This window comes from Streptomyces sp. XM4193 (assembly GCF_023072595.1).
Lineage (GTDB): Bacteria > Actinomycetota > Actinomycetes > Streptomycetales > Streptomycetaceae > Streptomyces.
Genome location: NZ_JALLGK010000001.1, coordinates 917,749 through 938,763, shown reverse-complemented (window position 1 = coordinate 938,763; position 21,015 = coordinate 917,749). Strand labels below are relative to the sequence as shown.

Here is a 21,015-nt window from a genome sequence, read left to right as displayed (position 1 = left end):
CTCTACGAAGGAGCGCATCACATGCGTCTACGCGCCACCATCCTCGCTTCCGCCTTTGCCGCCGTCACCGTCCTGGGCGGCGCGGCCACCGCCGTCGCCGACGACGGTGTCCAGGGCGTCGCGAAGAACTCCCCCGGCGTCCTGTCCGGCAACGTCGTTCAGATTCCGGTGAAGATCCCGATCAACGTCTGCGGCAACACCGTCAGCGTGATCGGCGCCCTGAACCCGGCCGCGGGCAACGTCTGCGTGAACGACTGACGCGCCGCCCGGCTTTCCCGTGAGCCCCTGCCGACCGCTTCGCACGGCGGCAGGGGCTCACGGCTGCCCGGACACACACCGCGACCGCGGGAACGGGCCGCGGGCTGCGGGCTGCGGGCTGCGGGTGCCGGGACGGATCAGGCGGCCGGTTCGGCCGGCAAGTCCACCAGCGCGCGCCGGAGTTCGGTCACCACCCCGAACGCCGCGGCGGTCAGCGGCACCGCCATGAGCGTGCCGAGCAGGCCCGCGACCGAGGCGCCGGCGGTCACCGCGACCATCACCAGCGCGGGGTGCAGCGCGACCGTCCGGCTCTGCACGATCGGCTGGAGGAAGGTGCCCTCGATGAACTGCACCAGCAGCACCACCCCCAGCGCCGCCGCCGCGATCCACAGTCCCTGGTCCGCGAAGGCGACCAGCACCGCCACCGTGCCGGACAGGAAGGCGCCGACGAAGGGCACGTACGCGCCCACGAAGACCAAGGCGCCCAGCCCGTACGCCTGCGGCACACCGAGCAGCGCGAGGCCCACGGTGATGAAGACCGCGTCGATCGCCGCGATCACCGTCGTGCCACGCATGTAGCCAGCCATCGCCTCCCAGGCCCGCCGGCCCATTCGCAGCGCGAGTGTGCCCTGTCCGCCGGGGGTTCGTTCGCGCACGGTGCGCACGAGTCGTCCGCGGTCCCGCAGCAGGAAGAAGACCAGCGCGAGGGCGAGCACACCGCCGGCGAGCAGTTGACCGGCCAGGCTCAGTCCGCCGAGCACGCCCTTGGCCGCCTCGCCGGCGATGCCGCGGCCGAGCGAGGTGAGGCTGTCGGCGGCGGTCGAGACCAGGTCCGCCGCGGGCCCCTCGGAATCGGACACCTCGTGCACCGCCGAGCGCATCGACGCGGCCAGGTCGGTCGCCGCGTTGGCGAGTACCCGGACCACGATCCACACCACGCCGCCGACCGCCAGCACCAGCGCGGTGGCGGAGAGACCGGCCGCCGCCCCCTTGGGGACGCCGACCCGGCGCAGCAGCCGGTCCAGCGGTGCGACCAGCGCCGCGACGAGGACCGCGACCAGTGCGGGGATGAGCGCGACCCGGAGCGTGTAGGCGAGCCACAGGAAGAGCGCCACCACCGCCGCGCCCAGGAGCAGCGCCGAGGACCAGCGGATCGTCAGGCGCAGGGCGGTGTCGACCTGCGCGGGCGTCAACCGTTCGGTGGGCTCGGCATCGGGCTCGGCGCTCGCCGACGAGTCGTCGTGGGGCATCTCGCTTCTCACCACCGGTGACGTACGGGCGTCCCGCCGACTGACGGAACATCGCACCCATTACGTCACAAACGGCTCGTCACGCGGCGCAGGGCGGGCCGACGACCGGGAGTTGCTCTCTACCCGGTCGCGGATTGCCCGTATGCGTCCGCGTGCCGCCCGCACCGTGCCCGCATCCGCCCCGACTCGCCCGTCGCGCGGAGGAGGGGACGGCCGTCCGCTCAGATCCAGCCGTGCTCCCGAGCGATGCGGGCGGCGTCGAAACGGTTGCGGGCGGTGAGCTTCCGGATCGCCGAGGAAGCCAGGTTCCGCACGGTGCCGGGCGCGAGGTAGAGCTCGCGGGAAATCTCCTTCAGCGACGCCCCGGTGACGGTGGAACGCAGTATCTCCAGCTCGCGATCGTTGAGCGTGCGCGCCATCGACACGTGCTCCGGCGGGCCCAGCAGATCCGGACTGATCGTCCTGGCCCCCGCGGCGACTCCGCGGATGGCCTTGATCAGCTGCGGAAGCGAGGCTTCCTTGGGCACGACGCTCAGGACACCGGCCTCTAAGGCCCTGCTCGCCAGGGCCTTGTTGGGTCGGGAGGCGATCAGCGCGATACCGCAGGACGGCACCCGTCGGCGCATCTCGTCCGCCAAGCCCCACGGTTGACCGATCAGCGCCTCGCTCGCCACCAGAACGGCGGCTCCACCGGTGGAGGCGGCAGGAATCACCCCGCTGCGCTCACCCACCGCACCGACCACCTCGAAGCCCGGAACGGACTCGAAGCACTTGCTCAGCGCCTCGGAGAAGATGAGGTGCTCGTCCGCTATCACTATTCGAATGCCCACGAACGTCAAACCCCCGTCGTCGCGATGTAGGCAGACCGCACCAGGTGCGCGTCCACCCGTCCAACCCCGGCGGCGGGACAAGCGGCGTGTGACGGCAAAGGCACACATACGGAGGGTCAGCGAACACTACCCCTCAGTCCACTCCCATCCCCGCCAGGGAGCATTACCGATTCTTGAGCAGGAGTGACTGAATTTGCAGGGGATTTGAGCAACTTCTGAGATTGGGCTTCGCGAACGTAAGGGCACAGTGCGGGCGAAAGCGGAATCACGCGTATGTGGTTTCCGCGCGATCGAAGGAGAAAACGGACACGACGCGGTCGGGCGGCAACCGACTGCGAACGACCGGGCGTCGGGTGCGAACGACAGATTCGCGCCGCGCGTCGCCGGAGCCCGCGGACGGAACTCTTGGGCGTCGGCCTCGGTCGGCCTCGGTCGGATTCGGTCGGCTTCGAGGACGCCGCGGACAGAGCTCGGCCCGCACCCCGGGTTCGGGGCGCGGGCCGAGACGGTGTGCGGCCGGGCGGGCGGGCGGTGCGTCAGTGCGTCTCGGTCACCTTCGCCAGCCCGCGCGGGGTGTCCGGGTCCTGACCGCGGGCGATCGTGACCTCGTGGGCGAGGAGCTGGAGCGGGATGATCTCCAGGATCGTCTGCAGCTCCTCGTCGATGCCCTCGATCGGCAGCACGAACCCGGCGGACGCCCGGGCGACATCCGCCTCGGGACCGAAGACCACCAGGTCGGCGCCGCGCTCGCGCAGCCGCTCCAGGACCGGCTGCAACGCCGCGCCGCCGCGGCCGTCCGGCACGACCGCGATCACCGGCGATACGTTCCCGACCATGGCCAGCGGCCCGTGCAGCAGATCGGCGCCGGAGTAGGAGAGCGCCGGGACGTAGGTGGTCTCCATGAGCTTGAGCGCGGCTTCCTTGACCGTGGGGTAGCCGTAGCCGCGCGAGGTGAAGACCATCCGCTCGGCGAACCGGTACCGGGCGGCGAGCGCCCTGACCTCGTCCTCGCGGGCCAGTAGTTCCTCGGCGCGGCGCGGGAGTTCCGAGGCCGCCCCGCCGTCGCCGCCGCGCAGCCCCTCGACCAGGAGGTAGAGGGCGAGCAGCGAAGCGGTGTACGTCTTGGTCGCGGGCAGCGCGTACTCCGGGCCCGCCATGACGTCGACGTGGTACTCGGAGACCTCGGCGAGCGGAGAGCCGGGGTTGTTCGTGACGGCGAGCGTGATCGCGCCGGCCTCGCGGGCGGCCCTGGTGGAGGCCACCAGATCGGGTGAACCACCGGACTGGCTGATGGTGATCACCAGCACGTCCCGCAGGTCCTGCTGCGCGCCGTACGCGGTGGTGGTCGACATCGAGGTCAGCCCGCACGGCAGTCCGAGCTTGATCTCCAGCAGGTACTTCGCGTACAGGGCCACATTGTCGGAGGTGCCCCGGGCCGTGAGCAGCACGAAGCGCGGCTTGCGCGCCGCGATCCGGTCGGCGACGGAGCGGATCGCGCCCGCGCCCTCGTTCAGAAGGCGGCGGAGAGCTGCCGGCTGCTCGGCGATCTCCCGCGCCATGATCCGGCCCGGCACCTCGTCGGTGTGTGCGGCGCCTTCGGCAGGGGTCGGGGCGGTCATAGCGGGGTGCCTCCTGGGATGAGGGAGTACGGACGCGCGAGAAGCGTCCTGCGTCACTTGTAGCCCATCACCCCAGCAGAGGTCTAGTCCACTTGAGCGAGTCCGTGACGGCGTCTGCCCGAACGGCGGGTGGCGTCCGGGTGCCGGCGGGGTGGCGTACCGGCGGGTGGGGTTCGCGTACCGGCGGGTGAGGTTCGCGTGCGGCGCCGGGTCCCTGGCGGTGGCCCCGCCGCGTCGAGGGAACGCAACGCGCCCCCGGGACGGGGTTGCCGTCCCGGGGGCGCGTCGACCGCAAGCGGTGGTGCCGTCAGCAGCCGGTGGTAGTGCCGTCAGCGGTCCTCGCCCGCCAGCAGCTCTCTCAACTCCCCGATCGCCGTACGGAGTTCGGCAGCGAAGGCGCGCATCTGCCCGGCGACCGGCTCCGGGGTGCTCAGATACAGATGGAAGCGGTCCGGCAGCAGTACGTACGCCACCCCGATGCAGCGGCTGCTGGTGGAGCCGAAGCCGAAGTACTGGATGTGCGTGGACGGCGCCGAGCTGGTGCTCAGATAGTCGTCCCGCATCGTGGTCCAGCCCGGTGTGCGGAAGAGCGTCGGCTCCTCGCCGACGCCCAGCTCCGCGCCGCGGCGCTTCTGGATCAACTGCAGTTCCCACAGGTGCTGTTCGGGCGCACGGCCCGCCTTGCAGTCCTTCGCCCGTGCGACGTGTGCGGCAGCGGCGGCGCGCACCGCCGCTCGACGGTCGGCCGCGTCGGCGGACGAGTCCTGGAAGGTCCGTACGAACTCGACGATCTCCGGGGTGACCACCCGCATCGCCTCGGTGCGCCCGCGCCGCCACTCGCGCGTGGCGATCGACTCGTACGTCGCGCCCAACCGCCCCTTCGCACGCTGGTGGGCGAGCTGGTACGCGAGCTGGACGAAGGCGTCGGGCGAGATGCCGAGCGCCTTGGCGTCGGAGGTGCCGAAGTCGTCGAAGGCGACAGTGGTGGTCGCGGTCGCGTCGGCGTACTGCGCGAACGCCGTTGCAGCGTCCACGACTTGGCCGCGCAGGGCGTCGTCGAGCTCGAACTCCAGCTCCGCCGACGCGGGTTGACCCTGATCGACGGCACCGGACAGCCGGGACTGCTCCTCGGCCGGGGTGCCGAGCAGCGCGTCGGTGAAACTGAGGATCGTCGTGCCGTCCAGCTCGCAGTGCTCGACGTTGATACCGGCCCGCCCGTCCCGGAAGACGACGAGCGAGACGGCCTTGTCGAACCAGCGGTTGCCGCTGTCACCGTGCAAAAGCGCGTCGCAGGCGTCCAGTTCACCGGCGGGGGCGAGATCGTCCAGACAGAGGTGGAACAGGGACGTCTCGACGTCGTCGAGCAGGTCCGCGTTGCGCGGATGGTGGTCGAGCAGCGACTGCCTGGTCGCCGCCCACTCGGCGCGCGCCATCGTGGTGAGATGCCCGACCGAGGCACCGGGAGCGGCCGGCTCGGCACCGGACTTCAGCACCGCCCGCAGACCGGACTCCAGATCCGCCAAGGAGTGCGGCACCGCGTCCGGGCCGATCACCTCCATCCGGAACATCCGGCCGTGGAAGAGGACCACGATGTGCCGCGCGCCCGAAGGCCCGGGCCAGCTCGGTGAGTACGGCGCGCGAACGGAGTCCTGGACCTCGCCCGGGATGCGGGTGGTGGAGAAGAGGTACTTGTTCTGCTCCATCGTCAGCGCCTGCCCGCGCTGGGTGACGGGCGGCAGGCTCTCCTCGTCGAGCTGCTGCTTGTAGTGCACCGCGGCGGCGATCAGCCCGGCGGCCCGACGTATCTGCGGCGCGTACGGATCGTTGGCGGGGTCGGGCTCGGAGGCGGGGTGGGACGGTTGGGGTGCGGTCTCGTCCTGGGGCGCGGTCTCGTCCTGGAAGAGGAAGAAGAAGTTCGCGTTCAGAGCGATCCGGTCACGACGGCCCAGGTAGCGGTACGGCCAGAAGGTGTCGAGCCAACTGTGCACGCCCTCCTGCGAGTTGTACTCCTCAAGCGCGCTGTGCAGGGCGCGTCCGGGACCGTCGGGAGCAAGGAAGGCGGCGACCTCGGCCTCGGTGGCCGCGATCTCGTCCGCCGAGAGCAGCGGCGCGCACCAATGGAGGAAGCGCGTGCAGCTCTCCTCCAGACCGGGCAGCGGGACCCTGGGCAGGGTGTCCTCGTGGGCGAAGGTGATGGGGGCTGTGGCTGTGGCGGCGGGCGGGCCGGGGTTCGGAGTCGGCTGGCTGGTGTTCAAGTCCACTCTCGTTTCGGCTTGTTGGTGCGTTGGTGGCAGGACGGGCAGTTGTGGCGACGGCTGCCCGTCGGTGTCGTGCGGACGGTGTCGTACGGGTGCGTGCGGTGTTCCGGGCCGCTTCCCGCGGGTGGGCGGTTGCGGTGGCGCCTGTCGGACGAGTGCTGACCGAGCGGGCGTTCGCCGGGGTGGTTGGCGGGCCGGGTCAGCGGCTCGGCGGGTCGGGGGTGGGCCGCCGGCTTCGGGTGCGTGGCGTACGGGTGCGTGGCATACGGGTGCTTGGCGTACGGGGTGCGCGGACTGCGGCTGCGCGGACTGCGGTGCACGGGTCGGCTCGGTGGGAGCGCCGTGCACCGCGGCTCCGTGGTCAACCGACCGTCGCGGGCCTGCGGTTCAGCGGTTCGACGGCGGCCTTTCGGCCGGACACCCCGGACGCCTTGGGCTCGCCCGGTGGCTCAGTCGAGCAGCTGGTCGACCCGTACGGACCTCGCCCGGCCCTCCTCGGCGGCCAGATGCTCGGGAAGCACCCGTCCGAAGAGCTGACGGGTCCGAGCCGGGCTGCCGATGACACCGGGGCGCTCGCTGTAGGCGAAGATCGCCGAATGGCGGTCGGCGGCGCCCTCCACCGGGCTGACCCGGTGGAGCGAGTAACGGCCCTTGAAGAGCTGGAGATCTCCGGGCCGCAGCGTCAGGCGCCGGACCAGGCTTTCGCCGCGACCGGTCAGCACATCGCGCACGTCGTCGAGGTTCTCCTGCTCGACGGTCCTGATGTTCGGGCAGTACTCGAAGACGCCGCCGCTCTCCGGCTCCTGGGTGAGCATGCTGACGGTGAACTCGTTGGTGTCGAAGTGCCACGGGTGCTCCATGCCCGGCCGCACCACGTTCAGAACCAGCCCGGACAGCGGATCGGCGAGCTCGTGCAGTCGGGGCAACTCGAAACAGCGGGCGACGAATTCACGGAACCACTCGTTCGTGTACAGCCTGCTGATCAGCGCCTCGCCCGGGATGCGATCGCGGGCGACAAAGGCGTTGCCCCGGTCGAAGGCGATCCGGCCCGGATGGTCCTCGGCCAGCCGCGAGTCGACCGCGATGTTGTAGGCGTTGACGGTCTCCACGTCGTAGTGCGCCTGGGGCGCGAGGGCGGCGCACTCCCGGCGGAGATGTTCCCGCAGCTCGGGGCGGACGAAGTCCCGCAGCACCGTGCAGCCCTGCGTGCGCAACTCCCGTCCGGCGCGGTCGATCACGGACCGCATGGTGTCGCTCTCCGGGGAGGAGAGCGGGTACCTGGCGGTGTCGACCACCCGTTCCAGCGGTGCGGCTCCGCCCCCGCGCGCGGCGTCGGGCGTGCTCCCGGGCGTCGGCCCGGCTTCCAACGTGCTCATGACGATCCTCTCGTCGGTTGGACCGCACACCCGTCACCGGCCGTTGCCGACCGGGGCGGCGGTCCGCGGATCTCACTCACGCGCGACCTTGAACTCCCCTGCGATTTAACACAGTTGACGTGCAGACTTCATCGCATCCGTCGTCGGTGTGACACGTGACACGGCGTCGTGCAGCGCCCCCTGACGGCGCGGTGGCCCGCGGGCAGCTCGGCGGGGTCGGACGTCGCTGCGGGCAGGGCCGGGCTGCGCGGCGGACGGGCGGGGCTGCGCGGTGGGCGGGCGGGGCTGGACTGCGCGGCGGCCGGGGCTGCCGTGACCCGCGCCAGGAGCAGCGCCGCGGCCCGGCTCGGGAGTGCGGTGTCCGGCTCGGGGCGGGTGCGACCGGGGAGGGCGCGGCTTCGGGGAGGGCGGCCGTCCCTGAACTGCCGCTTGGTCACCGGTGTTTGGGCTCAGTGCGACGGCACCAGACGCGGCACGAGGCGGACGCAGACCACCATGCCGACGACCTCCACCAACGTCTGCGACACCATCACCACCGGCGCGACCGCCGCATGCTCCCCGGGCAGCGCGAGCGCGAGCGGAAGAAGCACCAGCCCGTTGCGGGTTGCTCCGGTGAACACCACCGCCCGGCCCTCGGCGGCACCCAGCCGGAACATCCGGGCCACCAACCGGCCCGCGAACACCATCACCACCAGGAAGCCGACGAAGAACGGCAACGCCCCCGCGACCTCGCCCAACCGGCCGTCCAGCAGCGGGATTTGGGAGGCGGTGACGACGAAGAGCGTCGCCGCCATCAGCGGCACCATCACCGCACCGGCGCCGTCCGCCACCCGCCGTCCGACCGGTCTGCGCCGCGCCCACGCCTGGGTGGCCCAGGCCAGCGCGAGCGGTACGACGATGAGCGTCACGAACGCCTCGACGAACGGCCCCGCCTCCACCACGTCCGCCAACCCCGGCCCGAGGAACGCCCAGAGCAGCAGCGGCAGCAACGCCATCTGCGCCACCAGCAGCAGCGGAGTGGCCGCGAGCAGTCGGTCCGCGCTGCCACCCGCGAGGCGACTGAAGACGATCACGTAGTCGACGCAGGGCGCGAGGAGCACCAGCAGCATGCCCAGACGCAACGCCTGGTCCGCCGGGAAGAACGGGAACGCCGCGACCACCACCAGCGGTACGACGACGAAGTTCACCACCAGCACCGCCGCCAGGAACCGCCCCGCCCGCAGCGAACGCACCAGATCCGCCACCGGCACCTGGAGGAAGGTGACGTACAGCAGCGCGCCGAGCACCGGCGTCACCGTCCACGACAGGCCCGGCCCGACCGACGGCACGGCCAGTCCGCACAGCACCCCTGCCGCGACGGCCGCGACGTAGACGGCGACCTGGTGCCGTTCCATGGCATCGACGAAGGCGGGCGACGACCCCTGTTCGAGCCGGTCGGGCCGGTCGGGTTCCTCGGGTTCGTCGGGCCGCGCAGCGGGCCGGTCGGCGGGCGTGGGCATCGTGAACTCCTCGGGGCAGGCGCGCCGTTCGTCGGGGCGCGGTCGGGCGCGCCGTGCGTCGGCGGGGTTCAGGGGCGGCGGACGGGCAGGGCGATGGGTGGTCAGGACGGCGGGCGGGCAGAACGGCAGGCGATGGGCGGCGGACGGGCAGGAGGTGAACGGCTAACTGTCAGGACGGCTGGGGCAGTTCACCGAAGAGCGCGGCCAGGAGAGGAGCGCCGAGCTCGGACGTCCGTATGTCCAAGTGCAGTTCGGGACCGTCCAGCTGGAGGCGGAAGTCGAGGAAGGGACAGCAGCTCTGCTCGGCGACGGCCAACTCCGCGACGCGCGAGGTGCGTTCGACGGGGAGTGTCAGGCGCAGACCGTCGGTGACGGGGCTTCGGCGGGCTCCGCGCATCGCCCGGCGCCACTCGTCGGCCCGTGCCCGCGTCTCCTGTGCTGTGAGTGAGCAGGCAACCGGCGCGGTCCGCCATCTGCCGGGCTCCGGCGCCGAAGTGCTGCCGCCGGGACGAGAGTTGACCGTCTCCGCCGCGCCCACGGCGGACGGAGCGGTACCTGCGGCTGGGGGCGGACCGGCGGCGGTACGACGCATCGCCGGGGGCAGTTTGGAGCCCGCGGCGGAAGCGAGGAACCCGCACTCGGGATCGCAGCGACCTGGCCGGTCCGGAAGCGAGTCCAGCCGGTCCAGCGCATCGGTCAACTCCACGGCGAAGGCGTCGAGTTCGGATCGACGGCGCTCCGCACTGCGAAGTCGCTGCTCGACCAGTGGACGCAGCTCCGCCTTCACCTGAGAGCACGCCCCCGACTTCCATACGGTCAGCAGCGAGGCGATCTCCTTCAGCGGAAGGCCGAGGTGCTTCGCCGCGTCGACGAACGCCAACCGCTCCACCGCCTCCTCTCCGTACAGGCGGTACCCCGACGCCGTGCGCGAGGCCGGCAGCAGTCCGGCGGACTCGTAGTAGCGAAGCGTCGTCGCGGGCGTACCGGTGCGTGCCGCGAGTTCGGAGATCCTCATGCGGTGGGCACCACCGCGAGTCGCCGGATCGGCGGCCGGGCTCGGTCCGGGGGAGGCTCCGTCGGCGGCGGGGGTGACGGGCCGCGCGTCGGAACGCTCCCCACGGCGGCTCCGCGCGGGGCCGGGACCGGGGCCGGGACGGCTCCGAGTGCGGCGCGACCCTGCCGGGCTGTCGCGGTGCCGATGGCGCCCTTCTCGTCCTTCTCCATGCCAACGACCGTAGACCTTCGAGCCGACTGGAAGGTCAAGCGGAAACCGCGGAGCAACACCGCGGAGCAACACCGCGGAGCAACGGTGCCGGCACGGCGGCAGGGAACGGCGGCGCACCGCCGGTGTGCTGGTACGGACTGCCCGCGGAGAGGCGGGGACGGGAGTTGCCTGCGGAGGTCGGGCGGCCCCGTCGGCGCGGGTTCTCACGCCTCGCAGGCCGACGTGGAGCCGTGGTCGATGCACGAACTGGCGCATTCTACAACTGTGGGAACCCGCAGAGCTGCTTACGGAGTTCCGCAATAGAGCGGACGGATATCCGCATACCCGCAGCGGGCTGCGGTCCCTAGGTTGTTCTACGCGACAGGCGCTCAGCGCCATGATGTGCGACTCACAGGAGAGACTGATGGAGCATCCTCAACTGGCGCTCGAGCACGCGCCCGCCGGTGGTGTGGCGGGTTGGGCGGTCGACCTCATGGACACCATGGGCGGCCCCGGCGCCGGGCTCGCCATCGCGTTGGAGAACCTCTTCCCACCGCTGCCCAGCGAGGTGATCCTGCCCCTCGCCGGCTTCGCAGCCGGGCAGGGAGCGCTGAGTCTGGCGTCCGCACTGTTCTGGACGACGCTCGGCTCGGTGGTCGGCGCGGTGGCGCTCTACTACCTCGGGGTTCTCTTCGGTCGTGAGCGGATGCACAGGCTCTGGGGCAAGCTTCCGCTCGTCAAGCCCGCGGACTTGGTTCGCACGGAGGAGTGGTTCGCGCGGCACGGCACCAAGGCGGTGTTCTTCGGCCGGATGGTGCCGATCTTCCGCAGTCTGATCTCGGTTCCCGCCGGGGTGGAGCGGATGCCGTTGGCGACCTTCGTGCTCCTCACCACCGCCGGCAGTTTCATATGGAACTCCGTGCTGGTGCTGGCGGGTTACTGGATGGGCGATCAATGGGACACGGTGGGCACCTACGTCGGAGTGCTCTCCAAGGTGGTCCTTGCTCTGGTGGCGGTCGCGGTCATCGCCTGGCTCCTCATACGCATCAAGCGGCGCCGAGTCCGGGGCCGTGCGCAAGGCGGGCAGCCCTTGGGGCCTGACGGGCAGGAGCAGGGCGAGACGGGTCACCACCCCACCGATCCGGTCCTCGCCACCCGGGCCGACGCGCAGGGAGATGCGCCGGGCGATGCCCGCGGTCGGCACCGACGCACTCGCTGAGGCGCCACGGCTGAGGGCGAGCTCGAAGTTCTCCTGCCCGGATGTTCCCCGGGCACCTGCTCTTCCCCTGCCGAACTCGACTGCGCCCCGCCCGGGACGCCTTCGCACCGCCGGCCCGAGCGCTCTCCTCGCCAAGCCCCCTTCTCACAGTTGGCCCACTTCACGCACTCCGCGCACTCCGCGCACTCCGCCACGGCTCCCTCTCCCGGCGTCCGTGCGGGCATGTCCTTCCCGGACGCCCTACCGCTGTTATCAACCCACGCCCCTGCCTGATCCGTTCGGTGTCGCCCTGTGGCCACGCCGTACGGACTCGCAGGCGACTTGAGGAGGTGACGACTGTGAATGTCCACGACGATGCGCCCCCGAGCAGCGACCGCACGACCGGCTCCCCGGCCAACCGCGGGCACCCTCCGTGGCAGGTGCGCGCCGCAGGCACGGTTCTCGGCTGTCTCAGCGGCGTTCTGGCGCTGCTGTACTTCGCGGGCGTGGGCCTCGTTCTGGGGCCGCTGCTCCTGCGGAGCCGCACTCGGGAGCCCGCACTCGTCCGTGTCGAAGCAGGAGCCCGTCGGCTGGTCGTGCTGGAGCGTCGCCGCAGATTCTCCTATTTCCAGGACCACTACCCGCCCAGAGCCGTCAACCGCGCCCAAACCCTGCGCTATCTGGCGCTGCACGGCGGCACCGGTCTCGCGGGCAGCATCATGCTCACCCTGCTCTTCCTCGGATGCGTACTCGCCGGCGCTCTTCTCGCCGGTGTCGTGCAGGGCGGGTTCGGCTTGGGCGAGCTGCTGTTGCAGATACTGCTCGGCAGCGTGCTGCTCCTGCTGAACCTCCAGGGCCTGGTCACCCTCGCCGAGGCGGATGCGGGGCTGGCCCGGATGTACTTCGGGCCCTCGGAGCGGGAGTTGCTCACCCGCCGTATCGAGCAGCTCGCCAGCAGCCGGGCGGCAGTCGTCCACGCCGTCGACGCCGAACGCCGCCGTATCGAGAGGGACTTGCACGACGGCGTACAGCAGCGCCTGGTCGCCATGGGCATGCTGCTCGGCCGGGCCCGTCGCGGCCGAGACCCTGCGCAGGCCGACGCCCTGCTCGCGCAGGCGCACCGGGAGGCCCAGGAGGTGATCACCGAGCTGCGCGAAGTGACCTGGCGCGTCTACCCGACCGCCTTGGACAGCCTCGGTCTCGAGGAAGCGCTTGGCGGCGTCGCGGAGCGCTGCGGCATTCCACTGCGGTTGGACTTCGCCGTCGACCGTCCGCTTCCCGGGCCGGTCGAGATCGCCGCCTACTTCGTGGTGTCCGAAGCGGTGACCAACGCCGCCAAGCACGCACGGGCGACCGAGCTCGAAGTCGGCGTCCTCCAGCAGGGCCCGGTCCTGCGGGTGTTCGTGCGCGACGACGGAGTCGGCGGCGCACAGCCGGACGGAAGCGGGCTGACCGGGCTGCGGAGCAGAGTGGCGGCGCTCGACGGCGAGTTCGCCGTCTCCAGTCCTCCGGGAGGCCCCACCATTGTCGAAGCGGAGCTGCCGTGCGGGTAATTCTTGCCGAGGACTCGACCCTGCTGCGCGAGGGTCTGGTCAGACTTCTCCTCGAAGAGGGCCACGAGGTCCTTGCCGCGGTCGGCGACGGGCCTGCGCTGCTGAGAGAGGTGGAGCAGCACCAGCCGGACATTGTGGTGACCGACATCCGCATGCCGCCGAACAACACCGACGAGGGCCTGCTCGCCGCGGTCACCATCCGTCAGAAATGGCCGTCCGTGGGGGTGTTGGTGCTCTCCCAGCACATGGAGCGCAATTACGCGACCCGGCTCGTGGCGTCCAACGTCGAAAAGGTCGGCTACCTGCTCAAGGACCGCGTTGCCCAGGTGGAGGAGTTCCTGGACGCGATGGAGCGCATCCACGCCGGCGGGGCCGCACTCGACCCCGAGGTCATACAGCACCTGGTCGTGCGTACGACACACAGCGATCCGATCTCCCGTCTCACTCCGCGCGAGCGCAGCGTCTTGGAGGGTCTGGCACAGGGTTTCACCAACGGCGCCATCGCCGCGAAGCTGCACATCTCGCTGAGCGCGGTGGAGAAGAACCTCAACACCGTCTTCGACAAACTCAACCTCACCCACTCCACCGGCTACAGCAGACGCGTCCTCGCAGTTCTCCGTTACCTGGAGTCGTGAGCGGGCGCGACGTCGGGGCCACGCCCCAGCGCCGCCCTCACCTCGGCCCGGCGCCTCCCGCGATCCCGCCGGGCCACGCACCGCCCGGAGGGACCGCACCGATGCCGACTGCGGCCGGCTGCCCGTACGAGCCCCACCTCTGTGAACCGTCCGGCCGGGCGTGTCCATGGGCCGGACGTTGCCCTTCGAATCGGCCCTGGGCATCCGGCTCGGGCGTGAACAGCCGGAACGCGTACGGCTGTTGTCCGCGGGCTGTTGTCGAGTCGCCGCCGAGTGGCCGGCTCCAAGGTCCTGCCCGTCGGTTTCACCTACCCGACCCGTCGAGCATCTTCAGGAACGCCGTGGCGACGCGGGCAACGTCACCGTCCTCGTCCCTCGCCAACCGCTCCATCACCGCACACACCGCGTGCGACGTCACCGTCGCACCCTTCCCAGCAACCGCATCGGTCCGGGCCCCGGGCCCCGGGCCCGACTCACCTCCCGTACTCGCCGTCCCCCCGGAGTCGCCGTGCAGTGCAGCGCCCCCATCCGCTCCCACTCCCACTTGCGCACCCGAACCCGAACCCGAACCCGAACCAGCGTCCGCATCCGAACCCGCCGCACCAATCTCCGTACGGTCGGCCTCCGTTGTGCCCGAAGCGAGTTCCACCAGGGCCTGGGCGAGGCGGATTCGGGTCGCCGAGCCTGCGGTGGGCTCCGCGAGTTCGTCGCTCAGTGCTGCGACGACCTCGTGTGTGCAGTGGCCGTCGGCCGCCACCGACCCCAACGCCTCTGCCGCGCCCACGTCGTTGTCGCCCTCGACCACCATCTCGATCAGGGTCGGTACCGCCTCCGTCGCTCCCGGGGCTGCCAGCTGAAGCGCCGCGCATCGGCGCACCGCCGGTTCGGGATCGTTGAGCGCGACGGCCAGCGCGGCAGCGACGTCGGGGGAAGTGGGCAGTTCGGCGAGCGCCAGCACCGCGCGCCGTCGTACCCCGGCATCGTCCGCCCGTACGCCCTCGATCAGCTCCGCCGCGCCCTGTCCGCCCGCTCTCGCGAGCGCCCAGCGCAGGGCACCCGCCACATGGGGGTCGGTCTCCGCGAGTACGGCCGCGGCCAGCAGTTCCGCGGGCGCTCGCGCGTTCTCCGGCCCGGTCAGGACCGCCTGTTGGCGGCGGGCGGCGTTGGTGGAGCCCAGACCGCGTACGAGTTCGACGAGGCGGAGCACGTCCGGCCAGTCGGTGGGCTCCGAAGCGTCGATCGTGCGGAGCCGATCCAGCAGCTCGCGTTCCCGCTCCAGGCGTTCTTCGGTCCACCGGATGAGCTCGGCCACCAGTTCCGCCGGCGCGAACTCCGGGTCCTCCAGCGCTCGGGCGATCTGTCGCAGCGAGAGACCGAGAGTCCGCAGGCTCTCGACATGGAAGATCCTGCGGACGTCGGCGTCGGAGTACTCGCGGTAGCCGCCGTGGGTACGGCCGGTGGGCCGCACCAGCCCCAGTGCGTCGTAGTGCCGCAGCATCCGAGTGCTCACGCCGGAGCGTCGTGCGACCTCACCGATCAGCACTCCAAGACCCTCGCAGCCTCCACACCCGGCGCACCGGCGCCGGCCGCCTCCGCGCCACCAGCCCCGTCAGAACCGGCCGCCTCGGAACCAGCCCCCTCCGCGATCGACCCCGCAGTGTCCGGACCTAGACTGACGATTCGCCGCGCCTCGTGGATCGCCCAGTCGAAGCCGGCCTCCGGGTCGTGCAGCAGCAGCTCGGTGGCGCGGGCATGAGCGGCGACAGTCTGGTCCTGGTCGGCCGAGGCCCGTGTCAGAACCGGCTCGATCACCGCGCCGAGGTCGACGAGCGCCCGGCTCAGGCTCAGCTGCATCTGCCGGTCACCGCGGCCCAGTTGGTCGGCCAGCTCCTCCGCAAGCTCTGGTCGCTCTTCCTCCGGAGCCAGCACGACCGCGACGCGCCAAGCCGTGCGCGCCACCTCGTCGTCGGCGTCCCGCAGCGTGTCGCGGGTGATCCACGCCCACGCCCGACCGTCGCCGATCTTGGAGAGGGTGTGCAGCGCCTGGCTCCTGGCCTGGTCACGCGGGGAGTCCAGCTCGCGTCGGATACGAGGGAGCGTGCTCTCCGCCGGGAGCCGGGTCAGTGCCCAGGAGAGCATGTCCCGTACGTAGAAGTCTGGTTCGACCGCGCAGCGTTCCACCAGCGTGTTCAGCAGCTCGGGATCGGGCTGTGTGCCGGCTGCGAGCGCGGCTTTCAGCCGGATCGACGAATCGTCCGCGCTCAGCGCCTCGGCCAGTCGACTGCCCTGCTGGGCTTTCTCGGTCGTGTCCATCGGGACCACCTCCAACGCCCAGTGGAGACGTTAGCACCGTGTCAAGGTCAAGCCCGACCCTCCGGTTACGACGAACCTGCTGGTCAGCGCGTTCGCGACCCGTCCCCGACCGCTGGGTCGTTCCTGTCCACTGGGTCGTTCCTGTCCGCTGGGTCGTTCCCGCCCGCGGAGGCGCTCCCGTCGGCTGCCGGGGCTGCGTCAGCTGAGCAGGAGGGTCACCACGACGAGGGCGGGCACGGCCAGGACGGTGGACAGCAGCACGGCGTCGCGCGTGAGGGTGATGGCGGTGTCGTAGCGCTGCGCGTAGGTGTAGAGGTTCTGCGCGGAGGGCAGCGCTGCCAGCACCACGACGGTGAAGAGCGCAGAGCCGGTGAGGCCGAACAGCCCGTACCCGATGGCCCAGGCCAGCAGCGGCTGGACCGCGGATTTCAGCAGTACGGCAAGGAGCACCGGCACTCGGTCCGGCCCACGCGCGGGTACGGTGCGGCCGTTCAGCGAGATGCCGAACGCCAGGAGTACGGCGGGGACCGCGATCCCGCCGATCAGCGCAATCGGCTCCAGCACCGGACCGGGCACGGTCAGGCCGGTGGCGTTGACCGTGACCCCGGCGAGGCAGCCGACCACCACGGGGTTGCGCACCGGCGTGGTCAACTGCCGCAGAACTCCCGGGCGTTCACCCTCGGCGGTGGTGAGGTCCAGGACAGTCAGGGCCGCCGGGGAGACCAGCAGCATCTGGAAGAGCATCACCGGCGCCACCAGCGACGGGTCTCCCAGCACGTAGGAGGAGATGGGGATGCCGAGGTTGCCCGCGTTGACGTAGCTGGCGCAGAGCGCACCCATCGTGGAGTAGCCGACGCTCCACCGACGCAGGACGGCAGGTATCAGGAAGAGCAGCGCGCAGCCGATCGTGCTGAGCGCGATGACCAGCAGCGGCGCGGAGAAGACGTCCGACAGTTCGGCGTCCACCATCACCGTGAACAGCAGCGCCGGGGTGGCGATGGAGAAAGCGAGCCGCGACAGCACCCGTGGGCCGTCCGGCCCCAACACCTCGCGCCGGCCGGCGACATAGCCGACGAGGACGATCAGTGCGATCGTCGCGAACCCGGCGACCACTCCACCCACGTCCCGCTACTCCTCCCGCTCCGCACTCGACAGGCCAGTTCCGGCCGCACAGATCACTCCGCCCACAGGCAGCACACCCCGGCACAGCCGACCGGCAGCCCGGCCCGCGGCCAGACCGGCCACCGCCCGGGCCGCCCGGCTCCGTTCACACCTGGAGCGGTTCGGCCGACGACGGCGTCCAGTGGGTGCCGTACCGCTCGGCGAGCGCGCTCGCTTCCGCGGGCGTCAGCACCCGGGGCTGCTGCGCCCCGAGGAGGAGGAGCAACCGGCTGGTCTCCTCCAGTTCGACCGCAGCGTCCACCGCCTCCGCCATGTCGCGGCCGCAGGTCACCGGCCCGTGGTTCTGGAGCAGCGCCGCCCGGAAGGGGAAGCCGAGCGCCTCCAGGTCCTGCGCCTGGTCCGGATCGCCGGGTGGCGCGTACGGGATGAGTGGCGCTTGACCGACCCGGATCACGAAGTACGGGGTCAGCGGCGGTACCGCACTCTGCTCCGACCAGGCGGGCAGGCAGGAGCGGGCAGCGGCGTGGGCGCTGTGCAGATGGACGACGGCGGTGGCGTCCGGGTCGCGGCGGTAGAGCGCCAGATGCAGCGGGAATTCCTTGGAGGGCCGCGGCCCCGCCAGATGGGCCCGGTCCAGCGGGGTGCCGGGCGCCGCGGTGGCGTCCAGCACGGAGAGCTGCTCGGCATCCAGTGCGTCGAGGGCGCTGCCGGTGGGCGTGAGGTACATGCGGTCGCCGATGCGCACGCTGAGGTTGCCGGAGGAGCCCGGGCTGAGTCCGGCGTCGCTCAGGCGGCGGCCCGCGGCCACGAGTTCGGTGCGCGGGTCGGTCATGTTCGGGCTCCTAGGTGGGGGTGCTCGGCCTCTCGGGCACCCCGACGGAGAGGCGCGTGAGGTGCGTGAGACGCAAGGGGGTACGGGGCGCGGCGGCGCCGACGGCGGGAAGTGGCCCGCGGCGGCGGTCTGTTCTCAGCCGAGAGCACGCCAGCCCTCGGTGAAGATGTCGGTGGCTCCGAAGTTGCCCGACTTCAGCGCGAGGTTGTACGCGCGTCCGTCACCGGCGGTGCCGTGGGCCCAGCTGACGCCGGGGGCCAGGGGCGGGCCGAGCTCCAGGCGGCGTACGCCGAGGGCCTGCACCACGCTGCCGGAGGTCTCGCCGCCGGCGACGATCAGCCTGCGTGCCCCGGCTGCGGTGAGCCGCCGGGCGCACTCGGCCAGCGCCTCTTCGACGAGTTCTCCCGCCGGGCGCGCACCCTCCGGGGTCTCCCGGCGGATGTCCTCGGCGCTCTCCACCGCGTGGATGAGGAACGGAGCGTCGGGTGCCTGCGCCCAGTGCGCGGTGACCTCGTCGACCAGCCGGGCGACGGCGGCGCCGGGGTCCTCGCGCAGCGCGTCGATGTCCAACTTCCGGGCGGGTGTGCCGGCTTGGCGGGCATGGGCGATCTGCGCCCGGGTGGCGGTGGAGGCGCTGCCCGCGAGGATCAGCGGGTGGCCCGGTTCCACCGGCATCGCCTCGTGGGCGGATGCGGCCGGCGGCAGCCCGAGGGCGAGCCCGGAGCCACCGGTCACCAGCGGGTGGTCGGCGGTGGCCCGGGCGATCACCGCGAGGTCGTCCTCGTCGACGGCGTCCACCACCACCAGCACCGGGTCGTTCGGCCTGCGCAGCCGGTCCAGTTCGGCCCGCAGACGCTCGGCCCCGGCTCGCAGGACCGGCAGCCCGATCGCCGCGACCCGGTGCGCGGTCTGCGGGCCGAGCAGACCGGGCAGGTCCGAGCGGGTCATCGGGGTCAGCGGGTGGTGGCGCATCGAGCTGTCGGAGAGGAGTTGGTCGCCGACGAAGAGATGCCCGCGGTAGACGGTCCGCCCGGTCGCGGGGAACGACGGCACGACCACGGCGAGTTCGGTGCCGAGCGCCGCCATCAGCGCGTCGGCGACCGGGCCGATGTTGCCCGTCGCGGTGGAGTCGAAGGTCGAGCAGTACTTCTGGTGGATGTGCTCGACTCCGAGCCCGCGCAGCGCCTCCAGTGCGTCCAGCGATTCGCCGACGGCCGTGTCGGCCGGGGCGGTCCTGGACTTGAGCGCGACCACCACCGCGTCCACGTCGGCGAGCGCCGCCCGGTCCGAGGCGTCCGGGACGCCGAGAGTCACCACGGTACGGAGCCCGCGTGCGACCCAGTTGCCGGCCAGGTCGGTGGCACCGGTGAAGTCGTCGGCGATTCCACCCCATGTGACCATGCGTCACCCGTCCTCGTCACGAAGAGTTGTCATGTCCTACGGCTGTGCGCGGTCGCGTGCACGGAGGAGTGGACCTCTCGTACCGCGGTAGACCCAGCCGCTCAAGTCTGTGAGTTTATGTTACTACAGTTGACGCAGATGTTAATCGAAGTTACGTTCCCGCTTCGAGGCCGTCCGTGATGGTCCGCCGCACCGAGTCCGTCGAAAGGCTCCTGATGACTCCGCTTCACCCCGTCACCGCGGGCACCGCGCCGCAGGGCCGCACGGTCACCTTCGCCCTCACCGGCGCGTGCGGCGGTTTCGCCCGTACGCTGCTGGCGACCACCCGCCTCACCGCCGACATCCGCCCCACCGTCCTGTGCGACCGGGACACCGACGGCGTCCACGCACTCGCCGCCGATCTCGGGCACCCGGCCGACGCACTGGTCACCGCGAGCACGCCCGCGCAGGTCGCCGAGGCGACAGCCACCGGCCGCATCGCCGTGGTCGCCGACATCGCACTGCTCTCGGGCGCCGACTTCGACATCCTGGTCGAGGCCACCGGAAGCCCCGCGGCCGGCTACCGAGCCGCCCGCCAGGCGCTGCTGGAGGACCGACACGTCGCCATGGTCAGCAAGGAGGTCGACTCGGTGGCCGGCGTCGGCCTCGCCGCCATCGCCGCCGACCGCGGCCTCGTCTACACCCCCGCCGAGGGCGACCAGCCGGCGAACCTGATCCTCTGGTACGAGCGCCTGGCCGGCCTCGGCCTGGACATCGTCGCGCTCGGCAAGTCCAGCGAGTACGACCTGGTCTACGACCCCGAGCAGGGCACCGTCTCCCAGCTGGACACCACCGTGGCCGCCCCCGAACTCGGCGCCCTGCTGCGCCTCGGCGACGACCCCAGCGCCACCCTCGCCGCCCGGGCCGAGGCGGTTCGCGGCCTCAAGCGCTCCGCGGCGGCCGACCACTGCGAGATGGCCGTGGTCGCCTCCGCCACCGGCTTCACCGCCGACCGCCCCGAACTCCACTACCCCGTCGCCCGCGTCTCCGAGCTCGCCGACGTCTACGCCCACCGCGACCACGGCGGCATCCGCGAACGGGACGGTGTGCTGGACGTCTTCAGCGTGCTGCGCCTGCCCGACGAGGCGAGCTTCGCCGGTGGCGTCTTCGCGGTGGTGCGCACCCACGACGCGCAGACCTGGGAGACCCTCCGAGCCAAGGGCCACCTGGTCAGCCGGGACGGCCGCTACGGCTGCCTCTATCTCCCGTACCACGCCATGGGCGTGGAGACGCCGGCCACACTGCGCCGCGCGGTCGTGGAGGGCGCCGCCGTCTCACCCCGTACGCCGCACCAGTACGCGGTGCTGGCCGGTCGCGCGGACGGCGATCTCGCCCCGGGCACCGAGCTCACCCTCTACGGCCACCACCACGAGGTACGCGGCGTCGCCCCCGTGCTCTGCGACGCCGACGCGGTCCCGGCCGACGCCGCACCCTTCTATCTCGTCGCGGGCAGCACCACCGCCCGCGAGATCGCCGACGGCTCGTTGATCACCCTGGACGATCTGGCCGACGTCGACCCCGAACTGCTCGCCGCCTGGCAGGCCGGTCGGGACACCACCGCCGCCTGAACCACCGACCGCGTGCGGGGCCCTGCCCCCCGGGCCCCGCACGCCCCTCCCCCGTCCGGC

16 protein-coding genes and 1 pseudogene are annotated in these 21,015 nt (G+C 71.7%); 5 read left to right on the top strand and 12 right to left on the bottom strand.

What is annotated here, in order from left to right:
• The first annotated feature begins 21 nt into the window (after nucleotides 1–21).
• On the top strand, nucleotides 22–258 hold the full coding sequence (locus MTQ01_RS03930; protein WP_211041941.1) for a chaplin: 237 nt from the start codon (nucleotides 22–24) through the stop codon (nucleotides 256–258).
• Nucleotides 259–395: 137 nt separating this feature from the next.
• Here MTQ01_RS03930 and MTQ01_RS03925 read toward each other — a convergent pair whose 3' ends face one another.
• From MTQ01_RS03925 to MTQ01_RS03895, 7 genes are all read right to left on the bottom strand, one after another.
• Entirely contained in the window at nucleotides 396–1,508 is a 1,113-nt protein-coding gene (locus MTQ01_RS03925; protein WP_247486853.1) for an AI-2E family transporter, read from the bottom strand.
• 221 nt (nucleotides 1,509–1,729) lie between these two features.
• Nucleotides 1,730–2,338, bottom strand: a complete 609-nt coding sequence (locus MTQ01_RS25115; RefSeq protein ID WP_211041939.1) for a response regulator transcription factor — start codon at nucleotides 2,336–2,338, stop codon at nucleotides 1,730–1,732.
• Nucleotides 2,339–2,874: 536 nt separating this feature from the next.
• A complete protein-coding gene (locus MTQ01_RS03915) occupies nucleotides 2,875–3,957 on the bottom strand; it encodes an SIS domain-containing protein (RefSeq protein WP_247486852.1) in 1,083 nt (360 codons plus the stop codon).
• Between the two features lie 329 nt (nucleotides 3,958–4,286).
• Complete coding sequence (locus tag MTQ01_RS03910) at nucleotides 4,287–6,218, bottom strand: choline/carnitine O-acyltransferase (RefSeq protein ID WP_374207592.1); 1,932 nt, start codon at nucleotides 6,216–6,218, stop codon at nucleotides 4,287–4,289.
• 446 nt (nucleotides 6,219–6,664) lie between these two features.
• On the bottom strand, nucleotides 6,665–7,591 hold the full coding sequence (locus MTQ01_RS03905) for an arpA protein (RefSeq protein WP_247486851.1): 927 nt from the start codon (nucleotides 7,589–7,591) through the stop codon (nucleotides 6,665–6,667).
• Nucleotides 7,592–8,040: 449 nt separating this feature from the next.
• Nucleotides 8,041–8,985: a bile acid:sodium symporter gene (locus MTQ01_RS03900; protein ID WP_247487715.1), complete on the bottom strand. Its 945-nt coding sequence runs from the start codon at nucleotides 8,983–8,985 to the stop codon at nucleotides 8,041–8,043.
• Between the two features lie 274 nt (nucleotides 8,986–9,259).
• A complete protein-coding gene (locus tag MTQ01_RS03895) occupies nucleotides 9,260–10,105 on the bottom strand; it encodes a MerR family transcriptional regulator (RefSeq protein WP_247486850.1) in 846 nt (281 codons plus the stop codon).
• Between the two features lie 613 nt (nucleotides 10,106–10,718).
• Between MTQ01_RS03895 and MTQ01_RS03890 the strand changes: the two are divergent.
• The 3 genes and pseudogenes from MTQ01_RS03890 to MTQ01_RS03880 all read left to right on the top strand — a co-directional run.
• Nucleotides 10,719–11,366 (top strand): annotated as a pseudogene (locus MTQ01_RS03890) (DedA family protein); the annotation flags it as partial.
• A gap of 476 nt (nucleotides 11,367–11,842) precedes the next feature.
• Nucleotides 11,843–13,045, top strand: coding sequence for a sensor histidine kinase (locus MTQ01_RS03885; protein WP_308294356.1), 1,203 nt, complete (start codon nucleotides 11,843–11,845; stop codon nucleotides 13,043–13,045).
• Nucleotides 13,036–13,680 (top strand): response regulator transcription factor, encoded by a 645-nt coding sequence (locus tag MTQ01_RS03880; protein WP_247486848.1) that lies wholly within the window; start codon nucleotides 13,036–13,038, stop codon nucleotides 13,678–13,680. The genes MTQ01_RS03885 and MTQ01_RS03880 overlap by 10 nt, the downstream gene beginning before the upstream one ends.
• 304 nt (nucleotides 13,681–13,984) lie before the next feature.
• On the opposite strand, the gene MTQ01_RS03875 is transcribed toward MTQ01_RS03880, so the two are convergent.
• From MTQ01_RS03875 to otnK, 5 genes are all read right to left on the bottom strand, one after another.
• Nucleotides 13,985–15,223 carry a MerR family transcriptional regulator gene (locus MTQ01_RS03875; protein ID WP_308294355.1) on the bottom strand — a complete coding sequence of 413 codons (1,239 nt, stop codon included), beginning with the start codon at nucleotides 15,221–15,223 and terminating at the stop codon, nucleotides 13,985–13,987.
• Nucleotides 15,217–15,993: a HEAT repeat domain-containing protein gene (locus MTQ01_RS03870; RefSeq protein ID WP_247486846.1), complete on the bottom strand. Its 777-nt coding sequence runs from the start codon at nucleotides 15,991–15,993 to the stop codon at nucleotides 15,217–15,219. Before MTQ01_RS03870 ends, MTQ01_RS03875 begins: the two co-directional genes overlap by 7 nt.
• Nucleotides 15,994–16,191: 198 nt before the next feature.
• The gene (locus MTQ01_RS03865) at nucleotides 16,192–17,115 is read right to left on the bottom strand and encodes an AEC family transporter (protein ID WP_247486845.1); all 924 of its coding nucleotides are present in this window, start codon (nucleotides 17,113–17,115) and stop codon (nucleotides 16,192–16,194) included.
• A 145-nt stretch (nucleotides 17,116–17,260) separates the two neighbouring features.
• A complete protein-coding gene (locus MTQ01_RS03860) occupies nucleotides 17,261–17,947 on the bottom strand; it encodes a class II aldolase/adducin family protein (RefSeq protein WP_247486844.1) in 687 nt (228 codons plus the stop codon).
• Nucleotides 17,948–18,082: 135 nt separating this feature from the next.
• Nucleotides 18,083–19,348, bottom strand: coding sequence for a 3-oxo-tetronate kinase (gene otnK / locus MTQ01_RS03855; protein WP_247486843.1), 1,266 nt, complete (start codon nucleotides 19,346–19,348; stop codon nucleotides 18,083–18,085).
• Between the two features lie 215 nt (nucleotides 19,349–19,563).
• On the opposite strand from otnK, the gene MTQ01_RS03850 reads away from it, so the two are divergent.
• Entirely contained in the window at nucleotides 19,564–20,955 is a 1,392-nt protein-coding gene (locus MTQ01_RS03850) for a homoserine dehydrogenase (protein WP_247486842.1), read from the top strand.
• Nucleotides 20,956–21,015: the final 60 nt, after the last annotated feature.

What these genes read in the sequence shown, in the direction of transcription:
- MTQ01_RS03930 (WP_211041941.1), top strand. Translation starts at nt 22, where the DNA reads ATGCGTCTACGCGCCACCATCCTCGCTTCCGCCTTTGCCGCCGTCACC.
- MTQ01_RS03925 (WP_247486853.1), bottom strand. Translation starts at nt 1,508, where the DNA reads ATGCCCCACGACGACTCGTCGGCGAGCGCCGAGCCCGATGCCGAGCCC.
- MTQ01_RS03915 (WP_247486852.1), bottom strand. Translation starts at nt 3,957, where the DNA reads ATGACCGCCCCGACCCCTGCCGAAGGCGCCGCACACACCGACGAGGTG.
- MTQ01_RS03905 (WP_247486851.1), bottom strand. Translation starts at nt 7,591, where the DNA reads ATGAGCACGTTGGAAGCCGGGCCGACGCCCGGGAGCACGCCCGACGCC.
- MTQ01_RS03900 (WP_247487715.1), bottom strand. Translation starts at nt 8,985, where the DNA reads ATGGAACGGCACCAGGTCGCCGTCTACGTCGCGGCCGTCGCGGCAGGG.
- MTQ01_RS03895 (WP_247486850.1), bottom strand. Translation starts at nt 10,105, where the DNA reads ATGAGGATCTCCGAACTCGCGGCACGCACCGGTACGCCCGCGACGACG.
- MTQ01_RS03870 (WP_247486846.1), bottom strand. Translation starts at nt 15,993, where the DNA reads ATGGACACGACCGAGAAAGCCCAGCAGGGCAGTCGACTGGCCGAGGCG.
- MTQ01_RS03860 (WP_247486844.1), bottom strand. Translation starts at nt 17,947, where the DNA reads ATGACCGACCCGCGCACCGAACTCGTGGCCGCGGGCCGCCGCCTGAGC.
- otnK (WP_247486843.1), bottom strand. Translation starts at nt 19,348, where the DNA reads ATGGTCACATGGGGTGGAATCGCCGACGACTTCACCGGTGCCACCGAC.
- MTQ01_RS03850 (WP_247486842.1), top strand. Translation starts at nt 19,564, where the DNA reads ATGACTCCGCTTCACCCCGTCACCGCGGGCACCGCGCCGCAGGGCCGC.